Below are 13612 nucleotides of genomic sequence, written 5' to 3' on the forward strand. Positions count from 1 at the left end.
CGTCGGTGGATCGGGCTCGCCGCGTCGGGCGGCCGACCGGCCGAGGCGTTGGTAGCGTCGGTCGGCGTGACGACGCCGAGCGGTGGCACCTCCGACGACGAGACCTGGCGACGCCCCGAGCCGGCGGCCCCGGCGGGCGGGACACCTGTCGCGCGGCGGCCCGATGACGACCAGCCGGCCGGCGCGGAACCGGAACGAACGGATCCGGCCGGCGCGGCACCCGCCGAACCGGCAGACACCCCCGAGCCGGCACCCGCCGAACCGGCAGACACCCCCGGCGCGGCATCCGCCGAACAGGCAGACACGCCCGAGCCGGCACCCGCCGACGGAACGGACCCGGTCGAGGCGGCAGCCGCCGGGCGAACGGGAGACGCGGGAGCCGGCCCCACCGACGCGGGTCCCGCCGACACCTCCGGCGACGACACGTCGGACAACCCGGCCGCTCACGCCCCGGATGCCGGCGTGCCCGGGGGCACCAGCCCGTGGTCGCGTGAGGGCGCCTCGGAGAGCCCCTGGGCCCGGCCGGACCCGGCCGCCCCGACCGGCGGCTGGACCGCGACCGGTGGCGAGTGGCCCGGCCCGGTCGGGCACGCCGGGACACCGGCCCCGGGCGGCTACGCCGGACCGCCGACCGGCACACCGCCGCCGCCCGGTTGGCGGCCCCCGGTGCACGTGCAGGTGCCGCCGCCCCGGCAGCTCCCGCCGCAGGACATGGCCGCCATGGACCGGTCCGAGCAGCGCGCCCAGCAGCTCACCTACGGCGTCGGGGCGGTCGTCGGCGTGGTGCTGTTGCTGCTGACCTGCCTGCTCTGCTCTCGGCTCCTGTTCTGAGCGACCCCGGATCCTGGGCGGCCGTCAGACGACCCCGTCCCACACCGTCTTGGCCCCGCTGTCGCCGGTCAGGTAGACGTAGACCAGCGCGAACACGGCGAGCACGACCGCCACGGCGGTGAGCGCGATCGGCACCCAGCGGGGCAGGTCGCGGGTGCGGGCGAAGCCCTTGGTGCTCAGCACCAGCAGGAGCGCCACGACCGCCAGGCCGAGCGTGAACCAGAGCAGCGTCTCGCCGTACTCGGAATGCTCGTGGATCTTCCGGAGCCCCTCGGCCGGGTAGCCGCGCGACTCCAGCACCTCCTCCAGTTCCTCGCCGGACTCGGTCGCCACCCAGGCGAGGATCGGGGTGACCACGGCGAGCGCCACCACCGCCCAGTCCATGCGGGGCCGCCAGCGGGGCAGCACCCCGTAGGCGACGGTGAGCAGCGCCAGCAGCGGCACCAGCACCACCACCGCGTGAATGACCAGGACGTGGCCCGGGAGACCGTTGACTTCCCTGAACACCGACACCTCCGGCGAGTGGACGGATTCGCGCGCGGTCAGCGTACGACGCGGCGTGGTCGCACACCGAGATCCACGCAGCGAGAACCGTGCCGGTTCATCAGGCGTGGCACTCTTGACCTGTGGACACCGACGACATCGGCCTGTTCGGTCCGGGTTCGGTCACGTGGAAGGTGCACGAGGAACCGGTCCTGATCGTCGCCGGCCTGCGCTCGCTCTACCTGCAGGCGCTGCATCCGCGTGCGATGGCCGGGGTGGCGCAGAACAGCAACTACCGGTCCGACGCCTGGGGCCGGCTGGTCCGCACGGCGACCTACGTGGCGACCACGATCTACGGCACCACCGCCGAGGCGGAGGCGGCCGGCCGGCGCCTGCGGACGCTGCACGCCCGGATGCGCGCCACCGATCCGGCGACCGGCGAGGAGTTCCGCGTCGACGAGCCGGACCTGCTGCGGTGGGTGCACGTCACCGAGGTCGAGTCGTTCGTGAGCACGGCGCGGCGGGCCGGGCTGGCGCTGACCGACGACGAGGTGGACGGCTACTACACCGAGCAGCGCCGGGCGGCCGCCCTGGTCGGGCTGGACCCGGCGGACGTGCCGGGCACCGCCGCCGAGGTCGAGGCCTACTACCGGGCGGTACGCCCCGAGCTGCGGATGACCCGGGAGGCGGCCGAGACCGCGCTGTTCCTGACCGCGCCGCCGATCCCGTGGAAGCTCAGCCCGCCGGTGCGGCTCGGCCTGAACTTCGGCCCGCCGCGCTGGGCGTATCTCGGGGTGGCCGGCACCGCGCTGGGGTTGCTGCCGCCCTGGGCGTTGCGGCTCTACGGCGGGCTGGGCCTGCCGACCACCGCGCTCTCGGCGGAGGTGGGCGTGCGGGCGTTGCGGCTCGCCTTGGCGGCGGTGCCGCGCCGCTATCGGGAGGGGCCGTTGCAGCAGGCCGCCAAGGAGCGCGCGGCCCGGCTCACGGCCGCCTGAGGCGTGCTCAGTCGGCGTCGGCGAAGCGTTCGACGGCCGACCACGGGTCCTTGCCCGGGGCCTGCGCGCCGGCCGGGCAGGTGCGCCGGTAGTCGCACCAGCCGCAGCGCGGGCCCGGCTCGGTGGGGAACTCCTCGTCGGGGTCGGCGCCGCCGGCCACGGCCCGCTCGGCGGTCATGATGTCGCGGGCGGTCTCCTCGGCGCGGGTGAGCTGCCGGTGCAGCGACTCCGGGGTGTGCTCGTGCGCGGCGACGGTGCCGGTGGGCAGGTGGTGCAGCTCGACCCGGCGGCACGGCCGGCGGAACACCCGCTCCGCCGCGTACGCGTAGAGCGCGAGCGCCTGCGAGCCGCGGGCGTCGTCGGCGTCGAGCCCGGTGCGGCCGGTCTTGTAGTCGACGATGACCAGTTCGGGCCGCCCGTCTGGGCCGGGGCGCGAGTCGATCCGGTCGGTGCGGCCGTTGAACGCCAGCACGGCGGTCTTGACGGCGACCACCCGTTCCACGCCGAGCGGCTCGTCGGCCGGGTCGAGGCCCGCCACGTAGGACTCCAGCCAGCTCAGGGCCCGCCGGAAGGCGTCGCGTTCCTGCTCGTCGTCGCGGTAGCCCTCGCGGACCCAGGTGCCCTTCAGCAGGGTGCCGAGCGCCTCGGGGCGGCGGCGGTCGGGGGCCAGCGCATACCAGTTCTTCAGGGCGGTGTGCACGCTGGCGCCCAGCGAGTTGTGCGCCCAGGGCGGCCCCTTCGGCGGGGCCGGGCGGTCCACGTAGGCGTAGCGGTAGCGCCGGGGACAGTCGGCGTAGGCCCCGAGCTTGCTGGGGGTGCAGACGAACAGCCGCTCGGGCATGCCCTCGAAGCCGAGCTGCTCGGCCTGCTCGGCGCGGGGCCGGGGCGCCCGGCCGCCGGTGGGTCGTCCGGTCGGTGAAGGTCGTCGCACACCGCAGATCCTGCCACCCGGCTGTGACACCGGCCGGACGGCTCAGGCGTTGTTGAGGTATTCGGTCACGAACGCCGCGATGGCGTCCGCGATGAGCTGCACCGCGATGGCGGCCAGCAGCAGGCCGGCGATCCGGGTCAGCACCTCGATGCCGCCCGGTCGGAGCACCTTGACGATCCCGCCGGAGAAGCGCAGCACCACCCAGACCGCGACCATCACCGCGACGATGGCGAGCGCGATGGCCACGTAGTCGGTGACACCGCCGGCCCGCTGCACGAACAGCATGGTGGCCACGATGGCGCCGGGCCCGGCCAGCAGCGGGGTGCCCAGCGGCACCAGCGCGATGTTGGAGGTGACCTGCTGGCTCGGGTCGTCGGCCTTGCCGGTCAGCAGTTCCAGCGCGACGAGCACCAGCAGCAGGCCGCCGGCCGCCTGCAACGCGGGCAGGTCGACGTGCAGGTAGGCCAGGATCGTCTGCCCCGCCACCGCGAAGATCACGATGACCCCGAGCGCCAGCGCCACGGCCTGCCAGGCGGCCCGGTTCCGGTCGCGGGCGGGCAGCGGCCCGGTGAGCGCGAGGAAGATGGGCATCATTCCGGGCGGGTCGACGATCACCAGCAGGGTCACGAAGACCTCGCCGAAGAGCTTGAGATCCACGCGGACACGGTAGCCGTGCGGCCGGAACGCTTCAGCCTGAAGCGACCGGGGTCACCCCCCGGGCCGGCGCGACGATCCGCTCGTACGCCTCGGGGCTGGTGGTGTGCGCGCCGAGCCGGACGGTCTTGTGCGTGCCGTGGAAGTCCGACGAGCCGGTGACCAGGAGATCCAGCTCGGCGGCGAGGCGGCGGACGTGCTCCCGCTCGGCCGGGCTGTGGTCCTCGTGGTCGGCCTCCAGGCCGGCCAGGCCGGCCGCCGCCAGGTCGGCGATCAGCTCGTCCGGCACGATCCGGCCGCGCCGGCTGGCCCGGGGGTGGGCGAAGACGGGCACCCCGCCGGCCGACCGCACCAGCGCGACCGCGCGGAACACGTCGATGTCGTCCTTGGGCAGCCGGTACCGCTCCCCCAGCCAGTCCGGGCCGAACGCCTCGGTGGTGGTGGCGACCAGACCGGCCCGGATCAGCGCCTGCGCGATGTGCGGCCGGCCGACCGTGCCGCCGGCCGCGCCGGTCAGGATCTCCGTCCAGCTCACCGGGATGCCGTCGGCCTGGAGCAGGCGGACGATCCGCTCGCCGCGCTTCTCCCGGGCCCGCCGGACCCGGGCCAGCTCCGCGACCAGTTCCGGCGATTCCGGGTCGAAGAGGTACGCGAGCAGGTGCAGCGGGATGGCCGGCTCGACGCCCGACCAGCGGCAGGAGAGTTCGGCGCCGCGGATCAGGGTGAGGCCCGGCGGCAGGGCCGCGACCGCGTCGGCCCAGCCGGCCGTGGTGTCGTGGTCGGTGAGCGCCACCACGTCGAGCCCGGCCTCGGCGGCGGCGACGACCAGCTCGGCCGGGCCGAGCGTGCCGTCGCTGGCGGTGGAGTGGGTGTGCAGGTCGATGCGGGCGGGAGCGCTCACCCGCCCGACGCTACGCCCCGTCCGGCGCGGCGGGCGTGTCGGCCACCACCACCGGCCGCTGCCCCGGCGGCACCCCGTCGATCGCCGACGCGGTCGGCCGCTCGCCGGCCAGCACCCGGTCGGGCTTGACCCGGACCAACCCGCCGGTGGCGTCCACGTGCAACGCGGCCCCGGAGCGGGTCCAGGCGACCGGGCCGGCCAGCAGCGGGCCGGCCGGGTGGGCCGCCGGGTCGCCGGCCGGTTTGACCAGCACGGCGGTGCCGTCGGTGCCGTTCGCCAGCAACCACCCCCCGTCCGGGGAGACCGCGCCGAGCCCGTCGGCGGCCAGCTTCGGGCCGCAGCCGGTGCGGGTCGGGGTGAGGTCGCGGGCCGGGTCGAGCAGCGCCAGGCAGGACTGCCGCGCCGGCCCGGTGGCGAGCAGGCCGACCACCAGGCCGTCCGGGCGGGTGCCGTAGACGGCGCGCACGTCCGGGTTCACCGGGCCGGGCACCCCGCCCATCGCGCGTCGCCAGACGCTCATGCCACCCCGGTCGGGCCGGGCGACCAGCACATCGTCGCCGGTGAAGCCGACCGGCACGACGCCGGCCGGCGCGGCCACCCGGCTGGGCGCGATGAGCTGGCCGGCGACCACCCCGGCGGCGACCAGGTCCGGGCCGTCCCGCCAGGCCACCTGGCGGCCGTCCGCGGAGACCGCGACGGCGTCGGCGGCGGCGAGCATCACCTGCGGCGCGCCGCCGGTGGCGGACACCCACCAGAGGGTACGCCCGGCGGCGGTGGCCGCCGAGGTGAGCAGCCAACCCTCCCGGTCGTGGATGCGCTGCGCCCGTTCGACGCCGCCCACCCCGGTCAGCTCCCGCCGCTCGCCGCCGCTGGTGTCCAGCAGGTCGCCGACGAGCAGGTCGAGCTCGGCGCGAACCGGACCGGGTCGGGACACCGGGGCGGACGCGCTGGCCAGTGGGGTCGCGGACAGCCCGGGCGGGTCGCCGAGCACCACGGTCGGCGTGCCGCCGCGCCCGTCCGGCTCGCTGAGCTGCGCCATTCCGGTGGTGACCAGGACCGTCGCCGTCGCCGCCAGGGCCAGGCCGGTGAGCGTCCGGCGGTGTCCGCTGCGCCGGGCGCGCCGCAGCACGTCGCCGGCCGGGTCGACGCGCAGCGGTCCGGGCCGCTCGACCCGACGGGACAGCGTCTCCCGCAGCGCCCGCTCCAGCTCGTCCTCGCCCACGGCCAATGGACGCTCCGGGCTGCTCGTTCGGTTGTCACCGAGGGGCCGGATGCCGCTCATCGGGTCTCCGCCGCGATCCCGACGGCCGGACGGACCCGGGCCGTCGTCGTCGCCGGCAGGGGGGTGGCCGGGGTCGCCGGCCGACCGGCGGGCTCGGGCTGGTCCGCGAGTTGCCGGGCGGGCGCGGGCCGGGCCGCCGGGGCCGACCGGCCGGCCGGGGCGGCGCGACCGCCCGGCGTCGGCGCGGGGGCCGGCGACGCCTCGGCGGCCGGCTCGGTCGGCAGGCCCAGGGCGGCCTCGGAGCCGAGCCGGCGGCGCAGGGTGTTCAGCGCCCGGGAGGTCTGGCTCTTGACCGTGCCCGGGGAGATCTCCAGCAGGGCGGCCGTCTGCGCCTCCGACATGTCCTCGTAGAAGCGGAGCACCAGCACGGCCCGCTGCCGCGCGGGCAGCGCCTGCAGGTGCCGCCAGAGCGCGTCCCGGTCGAGCTGGTGCTCGATCTCGTCGACGCCGGCCCGCTCCGGCAGCACCTCGGTGGGCCGTTCGCCGTGCCAGCGCCGACGCCACCAACTGGTCGACGTGTTGACCAGGACCCGGCGGGCGTACGGCTCGATGGCGTCGATCCCGCCGAGCCGCTTCCAGGCCAGGTAGGTCTTGGTCAGCGCGGTCTGGAGCAGGTCCTCGGCGGTGGCCCAGTCACCGGCCAGCAGGTAGGCGGTGCGCAGCAGGGCGCCGGATCGGGCCGCGACGAACTCGCGGAACTCCTCCTCCAGCGGATCCCTGCTCGCCACGCTCACCTCCGCGCCCCCGTCTGCCTGGCAGGCTCCCACGGCCGGGTGGGTCGGGTCGACGGCGAAAGGTGTGCAGTCCCTCCGATGTTCGGACGAAAAGTTTCAGGCGCCGTCGTCGGCCTTGGCCTCGTCGGCCTCCTTGCCCAACCGCGCCTCGACGGCCTGCGGCTCGTACATCTCCTCGACCACGCGCAGGTAGAGCTCGTTCGGGTTGGGCAGGTTCTTGACCTCGCGCAGCGCCTGCTCCTGCCCCGCCGACTCCAGCACGAACGTGCCGTAGTTGAGGGCGCGGCCGGTCGGGGTCTGCTCGTATTTCATGTCGGTGACCCGGACCAGCGGCATCATCGCGACGCGGCGGGTGATGATCCCGTTGACCACCATCACCCGCTTGTTGGTCAGGATGAAGCGGTCGTACCACCAGTCGGCGACCCGCCAGGCGACCCAGCCCATCACGGCGAACCAGAGCAGCACCGCGACGGTGGTCAGCGCGCCGACGTCCCGCCCGGCGAGGAAGCCGGAGAGGTAGCCGAGCACGAACGTGGCCGCGATGCCGACGATGATCGGCGTGCTGAGGTGGATCCAGTGCCGCTTCCACTCGCCCCGGTAGCGCTCGGTGGGGAAGAGGTAGCGGGCGACGAGCGAGCTGGGCTCGTCCTCCAGGGGCAGCACGCGGCGCGGGGCCATGCCGGAGGCGTCGACCCGGAGACCGGCCAGCTCCTCCTCGGAGATCGGCTGGTCCGGGTAGCCCTCGGGGTCCCGCGCCCAGGCGCGCCCGGAGCGGCCCTCGCCGGCGTAGCCGGGACCGTCGCCGAACGCGGCGCCGTCCGACAGGGAGGGCCCGGCCCCGTAGCCGGAGCCGGCGCCGAATCCGGGACCGTCGTCCGGGTCGATCCGGGGGATCGGCTCGGTGTCGCGCTCCCGGCGTGCCCGGTCGGGATCGTCCGGGTCGAAGGGGGGACCGGAAGGGCTTCCCATCGGCGGCTAGGCGACGAGGTTGGTGAAGAAGTCGCCGAAGCCCTGCGCGATGTCCATGATGCCGCCACCGAGAGACTTGAACACGTCGGCTGCCGAGTTGGGTCGGTAGGCGACGAAGAAGATCAAGAATGCGATGCCGGCCCAGGTGAGGACCTTCTTGACCATAGCGGGCCATCCTCTCGCGCGGAGCCGGGTCCGTTTACCGCAGCGGCACCCAGAGTATCAGCATGGTGTCTTACCGTGAATATCTGCGTCCGCTCCCCGACTCGTCGGTGCCGGCCGGTCAGGCCTGCCCGTGCAGATACGGGGACGGTGCGCCGTACACGAGCTCGGGCGGCGTCCACTCGGTCAGGTCGTGCAACACGACCTCTTCCGCGAGGAGGTGACCCGCGCTCGCCGGCCAGGCTATCGCATGGAGCCACATTCCCCGAGCCTCGCCGGCGTACGCGCTTCGATCCGTTTCGGACCGGACGAGCCACAGTGGAGTGGGATGACCGCCGACCCGGATCTTCGCGTGCGGCAGACGCTCGGGGTGACCAGGGCCGGGATCGGTCAGCGCCTCCTCGACCTGCGGGCCGGGGTCGGGGCCGGGCAGTCCCGCGAAGCGGGAGCCGAGACCGACACCGGGTTCCTCGGCGACGAAGATCAGGTCGGCCGGTCCACCGTCGAGCGGCGCCGGACCGGCGCAGGCGACCACCGTGGCGCGGACCCCGGTCCGGTCGTCACCCGCCCAGGCCACCCCGGTCAGCGTCCAGCCCGGCGGCAGTGGCCACGGACACCACAGCGGCATCCCGGGCCGGTCGGCCGGCTCGCCGTCGGCGGCCACCCGCTCGACCACGCTCGCCATGATCTCGGCGCCGATGTGCTCCGGCACGTGCAGGGGCGCGACCGGGCCGCACCGCAGGCACCGGTACTCGCCGTGCATCAGGTCCGGCTCGCGCACCGGCCCCGCGCATCTCGGACAACTCACCGCGACTGTCACGTCCTCACGGTCACCCCGTACCGGCGGGGCGTCAAGCGGGCCGGGCCGACGAAGATGGGATTTCCATCCGGCGCAGGCGTCAGTCCGGCGGCGGCCCGGCGTACGACCGGATCCAGGCGTGCATGGCGATGCCGCTGGCGACGCCCGCGTTGATCGACCGGGTCGAGCCGTACTGGGCGATCGAGAAGAGCGCGTCGCAGGCGGCGCGGGCCACCGGCGAGAGGCCCGGCCCCTCCTGCCCGAAGAGCAGGACGCAGCGGCGGGGCAGGACACCCGTCTCCAGCGGCCGGCAGCCGGGCAGGTTGTCGATCCCGACCACCGGCAGCCGCTCCCCGGCCGCCCAGGCGACGAACTCCTCGATCGTCGGATGGTGCCGGACGTGCTGGTAGCGGTCGGTGACCATGGCGCCCCGACGGTTCCACCGCCGGCGACCGACGATGTGCACCTCGGCGGCGAGGAAGGCGTTCGCGTTGCGGACCACGGTGCCGATGTTGAAGTCGTGCTGCCAGTTCTCGATCGCCACGTGGAAGTCGTGCCGGCGCCGGTCCAGGTCGTCGACCACGGCCTCCCGCCGCCAGTAGCGGTAGCGGTCCACCACGTTGCGGCGGTCCCCGGCGGCGAGCAGCTCCGGATCGAGGCGCGGGTCGTCCGGCGGGGCGCCGGGCCACGGCCCCACTCCCACGTCGAACTGGTCGTCGGTCACGGTCTGCAGAGGGTACGGGCCGGTCGGGCGCACGGTCAGCGCAGGTCGAGCGCGCCGCCGAGCCGTTCCAGGAAGCGCCGGTCGGCCGGGCTGGGCGAGGTCTGGCCGGCGTGACACACCCGGGCGGCCACCGACTCCACCCACTGCCGGTACGCGGCCGAGTCGGCCGGGTCGGCCCGGCGGCGCAGCACCCGTACCGTCGCGCGGGCGGCGGCGAGCAGGTCCACCAGGTCGGTCAGGCGCTCGCCGCGCTCGGTCGCGCCGTCGTGGCGCGCGTAGATCGCGGTGACCACCGCGCGGATCAGGTCGCTGTCGAAGGCCCGGCCGGCGGCCACCGCGTCCAGCCCGGCGAGTCCGGCGGTGACGCCACGGTGCGGGCGCCCGGGGCCGGGCGAGGCGGCGGCGACGAGGACCCGACCCGGCAGGTCGGTCAGCAGGTCCCACTCCGCCGCGGAGTACGCGGCGGTGGTGGGCGGTGCGGCACGGCGACCGGCAGAGGACGGCTCTCCGGCGACGGAGTGGCTCATGGGAACCTCCAGCCAGAGCATATGCCCCGGGCGGAGTCGCGGGCCCCGTCCCCGCCGATCGGCGACGGGACCCGCGCGTCGCGCGTGCGGGGTCAGCGCGGCTCGGGGAAGCTCGGCCGCTCCGGGTCGACGCCGTCCGGCAGGGCCGCGGCCGCGTACTCCTTCTTGGGGACCATGACCTTGCGCCGGAAGACGCAGACCATCGTGCCGTCCTGGTTGTAGCCCCGGGTCTCCACCGCGACCACGCCGCGGTCGGGCTTGGAGGCCGACTCGCGCTTGTCCAGCACGGTGGTCTCGCCGTAGATGGTGTCGCCGTGGAAGGTCGGCGCGACGTGCCGCAGCGACTCGATCTCCAGGTTGGCGATCGCCTTGCCGCTGACGTCGGGCACCGACATGCCCAGCAGCAGCGAGTAGACGTAGTTGCCGACCACCACGTTGCGCTTGAACTGCGAAGCGGACTCCGCGTAGTGGGCGTCCAGGTGCAGCGGGTGGTGGTTCATGGTGAGCAGGCAGAAGAGGTGGTCGTCGTACTCGGTGACCGTCTTGCCCGGCCAGTGCCGGTAGACCGCGCCGACCTCGAACTCCTCGTAGTAGCGGCCGAACTGCATCCTGGTCCCTTCGACGGGCGGCGATGGAGTTCGGCACAGCATGCCTTACCGCTGGTTAAGGTGAGGGCCGGGGCGCTCGCGGGGGTGGAAATGTCACACCGGGCGCGATCCGGGGGGAGACGCAATGAGCGGCGGGGCCCTCCCCGGCACCCGCCGCCCACGCTCTGATGCAGAAGATTCTGCCGTACGGGGCGCGCCGCCGACAGAGACAGACGTCACATTTATCTTTTCGTAACACTACTCACTGTTACTGGCCACCCCCCGGTAAGCGATCTCCGCAGGCTGGATACCGGCTTGTCAGAGCGCAAGTTACCGATTCGTAGCGGGAACGGAGCGTGATCTCCTTGGAAACGCTCCCATCACGTCCGGTCACGCAAATGCGTCATGCACTTGCGATCCGCATGGCCCGAGGGACAGATAGGATTCGATGTGCCGAGGATCACCCCGGGCCGGCCCGGTGTTTCGCCGCGCAGGTCACGGGAATTCCCCTGGATCGAGCTTGGTTCCACCGGACGTACGGCAATCCGCGGTGATCGGAGAGAGCAATGTCAACGGTTGAGCTGACCACGGCCAACTTCGACGAGGTGACCGGGCGCGACGGCATCGTCCTGCTGGACTTCTGGGCGGACTGGTGCGGTCCGTGCAAGCGCTTCGCCCCCGTCTACGAGCGCTCCTCGGAGAAGCACCCGGAGATCGCCTTCGGCAAGGTCGACACCGAGGCGCAGCAGGAGCTGGCGGCCAAGTTCAACATCAGCTCCATCCCGACCGTGATGGCGATCCGCGACGGCGTCATCGTGTACGCCCAGCCGGGCGCGCTGCCCGAGTCGGCCTTGGAGAACCTGATCGAGCAGGTCCAGCAGCTCGACATGGAGGACGTCCGCAACAAGCTGGCCGAGCACAAGCACTGAGCACCTTCCCACCGCCGGCCGGACCCGCCACGGGTCCGGCCGGCGGCGTCTGCGCGCCTGGTGACCGACGGGACGGACAGTGGGAAATGGCCGATTGAGGGACGGTTCCGGACGCTTCACTCGGCGTATCGTCACGGCCTGATGGAGACCTTGACCCCGCGCGGGCGCGCCGTCCGGCTGGCCGCCACCCTGCTCGGGCTGGCACTGATCCTCCTCGGCACCGTGCACGGCACCGACGACGACTTCCCGTTCGGGCCGTTCCGGATGTACTCCACCTCCGACCCACCGGACGCGCCCGCACCCGACACCCGGGTCGAGGGCGTCGACCGGACCGGCGCGGTGGTCTCCCTCGGCCAGGACGCCACAGGCATCCGCCGCGCCGAGATCGAGGGCCAGCAGGACCGGTACGCCGCGGACCCGAGCCTGCTGCGCACCGTCGCCGAGGCGTACGCCGAACGCCACCCCGCCGCCCCGGCGCTTGTCGAGGTGCGCATCGTGGTCCGCTGGTACGACATCCAGGGCGGCCGCCCGACCGGCGAGTGGACCGACCGCACCGCCGTCCGCTGGGAGACCGCCGGATGACCGGCTGGCTCACCGAGGCGGTGCCGCGCGGCCGGGTGGCCGCCTTCCGCACCCTCGTCTACCTCTTCGTCGCCGCCGATCTGGTGGTCTTCACCCCGTGGGTACGCACCCGCGTCGACGTGCCCGGCGACCTCTACCGGCCGCTGCTGATCGGCCGGCTGCTCCCGCTGCCCACACCGGACCCGACGCTTGTCGGCGTGGTCTTCTGGGTGCTGCTGGTGGCCGCGCTGCTCGCCGCCACCGGGCGGGCGCCCCGGCTGCTCGGTTGGACGGTCTTCGCGCTCTACCTCGAGTGGATGATCGTGGCGATGAGTTACGGCAAGGTCGACCACGACCGGTTCGGGCTGCTGGTGGCGCTGGCCGCGCTGCCGACCGCCGGCCGGGCCCGGCACGGCGACCCGACCCGCACCGAGGCCGGCGGCTGGGCGCTGCGGGTCACCCAGATCGCGGTGATCTGCACCTACTTCCTCGCCGCCTGGGCCAAGTTCCGCTTCGGCGGCCTCGACTGGGCGACCGGCTCCGTGCTGGCCCGGGCGATCATCAGGCGCGGCACCGACCTGGCCGACCTGATCGCCCAGGTGCCGCACCTGCTGATCGTGGCCCAGTTCGGCATCCTGGCGTTCGAACTGCTCAGCCCGCTGGTGTTCGTGGTGCCGGCCCGCTGGCGCACGGCCGTGATCGGCTTCTTCTACGCGTTCCACCTGGCGACCGTCGCGACCATCACCATCTCGTTCGCGCCGCACCTGGTGGCGATGACCGCCTTCCTGCCGCTGGAGAAGGTCCGCCCGGTGCTGGTGGCCAGACGCCTGCTCACCCGCCGGACCGGCCCGTCCGCCACCGGAACGCCCGCGACCGACGTGTCGGCACCGTCGGCCGGCGCGACCATGGTCGCCGGCCCCGAACCGAGTGCCGGCTCCGCTCCCGGGAGGTGACGCGGGCCGCCCGGCGAGCGGCCTCCGGGGTCGTGGCCGTCCCCACGGCCAGATCCTCCGGCTCCGTCCGCCGACGGTGGAACAGCCGTCAGGGCGTCGGGCCGGGGCGGCCCGTCGGACCGTACAGGCGTTCCCGGGCCTCCTGCGGCAGCGCGCACGCGGCGGTGCCGCCCGGCAGCCGGTGCCGGTTGCGGGCCACCCAGCGGTACGCGGGCCAGGCCGCGGCGCGGACCGGCGGGAGACGCAGGCCGCCCCCGGCGACGCGCCAGAGCGGCCCGCTGTCGCCGAGCAGCCGGGCGATCGCGTCCGGCCCGGCGGCACGGGAGCCGTCGGCGCCCACCCACTGGACCGCCTCCTCGCACTCGGCCTCGGTCAGGCCCAGTGCCGCCAGGTCGGCGAACTGCCACGGGACCACCCGGGCGCCGGTGGGGATACGACGTTCGACGAACTGCGCGCAGCGGGTGCAGAAGGCGCAGTCGCCGTCGTAGACGAAGGTCGACGTCTCCATGCGTCCATCCTGCACCCGCGCCCGGCGCGACGGCGCGCGGTGTCCGGCGCGTCACTTGCGCTTCGTTCGTACACGTGTTCGA

At 74.3% G+C, this 13612-nt stretch carries 18 protein-coding genes; 5 read left to right on the forward strand and 13 right to left on the reverse strand.

The genetic code is table 11. From position 1 onward, the window contains the following. Positions 1-462 precede the first annotated feature (462 nt). Complete coding sequence (locus ACIA5A_RS09540) at positions 463-831, forward strand: hypothetical protein (protein ID WP_396758606.1); 369 nt, start codon at positions 463-465, stop codon at positions 829-831. A 24-nt stretch (positions 832-855) separates the two neighbouring features. On the opposite strand, the gene ACIA5A_RS09545 is transcribed toward ACIA5A_RS09540, so the two are convergent. Next, on the reverse strand, positions 856-1338 hold the full coding sequence (locus ACIA5A_RS09545) for a DUF2231 domain-containing protein (RefSeq protein ID WP_396758608.1): 483 nt from the start codon (positions 1336-1338) through the stop codon (positions 856-858). 119 nt (positions 1339-1457) lie between these two features. On the opposite strand from ACIA5A_RS09545, the gene ACIA5A_RS09550 reads away from it, so the two are divergent. Continuing rightward, a complete protein-coding gene (locus tag ACIA5A_RS09550) occupies positions 1458-2309 on the forward strand; it encodes an oxygenase MpaB family protein (protein WP_396758611.1) in 852 nt (283 codons plus the stop codon). Positions 2310-2316: 7 nt separating this feature from the next. On the opposite strand, the gene ACIA5A_RS09555 is transcribed toward ACIA5A_RS09550, so the two are convergent. From ACIA5A_RS09555 to ACIA5A_RS09605, 11 genes are all read right to left on the reverse strand, one after another. Next, positions 2317-3150, reverse strand: a complete 834-nt coding sequence (locus tag ACIA5A_RS09555; RefSeq protein WP_396758820.1) for a RecB family exonuclease — start codon at positions 3148-3150, stop codon at positions 2317-2319. A 132-nt stretch (positions 3151-3282) separates the two neighbouring features. Next, positions 3283-3897, reverse strand: coding sequence for a MarC family protein (locus tag ACIA5A_RS09560; RefSeq protein ID WP_393512667.1), 615 nt, complete (start codon positions 3895-3897; stop codon positions 3283-3285). A 31-nt stretch (positions 3898-3928) separates the two neighbouring features. After that, the gene (locus tag ACIA5A_RS09565) at positions 3929-4795 is read right to left on the reverse strand and encodes a PHP domain-containing protein (protein WP_396758614.1); all 867 of its coding nucleotides are present in this window, start codon (positions 4793-4795) and stop codon (positions 3929-3931) included. A 10-nt stretch (positions 4796-4805) separates the two neighbouring features. Next, complete coding sequence (locus ACIA5A_RS09570) at positions 4806-6077, reverse strand: hypothetical protein (protein ID WP_396758617.1); 1272 nt, start codon at positions 6075-6077, stop codon at positions 4806-4808. Beyond that, positions 6074-6805 carry a SigE family RNA polymerase sigma factor gene (locus ACIA5A_RS09575; protein WP_396758620.1) on the reverse strand — a complete coding sequence of 244 codons (732 nt, stop codon included), beginning with the start codon at positions 6803-6805 and terminating at the stop codon, positions 6074-6076. The genes ACIA5A_RS09570 and ACIA5A_RS09575 overlap by 4 nt, the downstream gene beginning before the upstream one ends. Positions 6806-6907: 102 nt before the next feature. Then, positions 6908-7780 (reverse strand): PH domain-containing protein, encoded by an 873-nt coding sequence (locus tag ACIA5A_RS09580; RefSeq protein WP_396758623.1) that lies wholly within the window; start codon positions 7778-7780, stop codon positions 6908-6910. Between the two features lie 6 nt (positions 7781-7786). After that, the gene (locus ACIA5A_RS09585) at positions 7787-7945 is read right to left on the reverse strand and encodes a hypothetical protein (protein WP_013283898.1); all 159 of its coding nucleotides are present in this window, start codon (positions 7943-7945) and stop codon (positions 7787-7789) included. 118 nt (positions 7946-8063) lie between these two features. Beyond that, on the reverse strand, positions 8064-8762 hold the full coding sequence (locus tag ACIA5A_RS09590; protein WP_396758627.1) for a DUF6758 family protein: 699 nt from the start codon (positions 8760-8762) through the stop codon (positions 8064-8066). 79 nt (positions 8763-8841) lie between these two features. Next, complete coding sequence (locus ACIA5A_RS09595; RefSeq protein WP_396758630.1) at positions 8842-9465, reverse strand: TrmH family RNA methyltransferase; 624 nt, start codon at positions 9463-9465, stop codon at positions 8842-8844. Between the two features lie 35 nt (positions 9466-9500). Continuing rightward, positions 9501-9992: a hypothetical protein gene (locus tag ACIA5A_RS09600; RefSeq protein WP_396758632.1), complete on the reverse strand. Its 492-nt coding sequence runs from the start codon at positions 9990-9992 to the stop codon at positions 9501-9503. Positions 9993-10084: 92 nt separating this feature from the next. Beyond that, the gene (locus ACIA5A_RS09605; RefSeq protein WP_396758635.1) at positions 10085-10600 is read right to left on the reverse strand and encodes a MaoC family dehydratase; all 516 of its coding nucleotides are present in this window, start codon (positions 10598-10600) and stop codon (positions 10085-10087) included. Between the two features lie 545 nt (positions 10601-11145). Here ACIA5A_RS09605 and trxA point away from each other — a divergent pair. From trxA to ACIA5A_RS09620, 3 genes are all read left to right on the forward strand, one after another. Further along, positions 11146-11508 carry a thioredoxin gene (trxA, locus tag ACIA5A_RS09610; RefSeq protein ID WP_396758637.1) on the forward strand — a complete coding sequence of 121 codons (363 nt, stop codon included), beginning with the start codon at positions 11146-11148 and terminating at the stop codon, positions 11506-11508. A 141-nt stretch (positions 11509-11649) separates the two neighbouring features. Next, positions 11650-12090, forward strand: coding sequence for a hypothetical protein (locus tag ACIA5A_RS09615; RefSeq protein WP_396758640.1), 441 nt, complete (start codon positions 11650-11652; stop codon positions 12088-12090). Continuing rightward, positions 12087-13022: an MFS transporter permease gene (locus ACIA5A_RS09620; protein ID WP_396758642.1), complete on the forward strand. Its 936-nt coding sequence runs from the start codon at positions 12087-12089 to the stop codon at positions 13020-13022. Before ACIA5A_RS09615 ends, ACIA5A_RS09620 begins: the two co-directional genes overlap by 4 nt. An 88-nt stretch (positions 13023-13110) precedes the next feature. On the opposite strand, the gene ACIA5A_RS09625 is transcribed toward ACIA5A_RS09620, so the two are convergent. Then, the gene (locus tag ACIA5A_RS09625) at positions 13111-13530 is read right to left on the reverse strand and encodes a thiol-disulfide oxidoreductase DCC family protein (protein WP_396758645.1); all 420 of its coding nucleotides are present in this window, start codon (positions 13528-13530) and stop codon (positions 13111-13113) included. Positions 13531-13612 lie beyond the last annotated feature (82 nt).

Origin of the sequence: Micromonospora sp. NPDC051300, from assembly GCF_044455315.1 — a bacterium.
Classification (GTDB): domain Bacteria; phylum Actinomycetota; class Actinomycetes; order Mycobacteriales; family Micromonosporaceae; genus Micromonospora; species Micromonospora robiginosa.

Bases quoted from the DNA above. Each gene is read 5' to 3' on its own strand.
- ACIA5A_RS09615 (WP_396758640.1), top strand. From the start codon at position 11,650: ATGGAGACCTTGACCCCGCGCGGGCGCGCCGTCCGGCTGGCCGCCACC.
- ACIA5A_RS09555 (WP_396758820.1), bottom strand. From the start codon at position 3,150: ATGCCCGAGCGGCTGTTCGTCTGCACCCCCAGCAAGCTCGGGGCCTAC.
- ACIA5A_RS09570 (WP_396758617.1), bottom strand. From the start codon at position 6,077: ATGAGCGGCATCCGGCCCCTCGGTGACAACCGAACGAGCAGCCCGGAG.
- ACIA5A_RS09625 (WP_396758645.1), bottom strand. From the start codon at position 13,530: ATGGAGACGTCGACCTTCGTCTACGACGGCGACTGCGCCTTCTGCACC.
- ACIA5A_RS09620 (WP_396758642.1), top strand. From the start codon at position 12,087: ATGACCGGCTGGCTCACCGAGGCGGTGCCGCGCGGCCGGGTGGCCGCC.
- ACIA5A_RS09600 (WP_396758632.1), bottom strand. From the start codon at position 9,992: ATGAGCCACTCCGTCGCCGGAGAGCCGTCCTCTGCCGGTCGCCGTGCC.
- trxA (WP_396758637.1), top strand. From the start codon at position 11,146: ATGTCAACGGTTGAGCTGACCACGGCCAACTTCGACGAGGTGACCGGG.
- ACIA5A_RS09580 (WP_396758623.1), bottom strand. From the start codon at position 7,780: ATGGGAAGCCCTTCCGGTCCCCCCTTCGACCCGGACGATCCCGACCGG.
- ACIA5A_RS09605 (WP_396758635.1), bottom strand. From the start codon at position 10,600: ATGCAGTTCGGCCGCTACTACGAGGAGTTCGAGGTCGGCGCGGTCTAC.
- ACIA5A_RS09585 (WP_013283898.1), bottom strand. From the start codon at position 7,945: ATGGTCAAGAAGGTCCTCACCTGGGCCGGCATCGCATTCTTGATCTTC.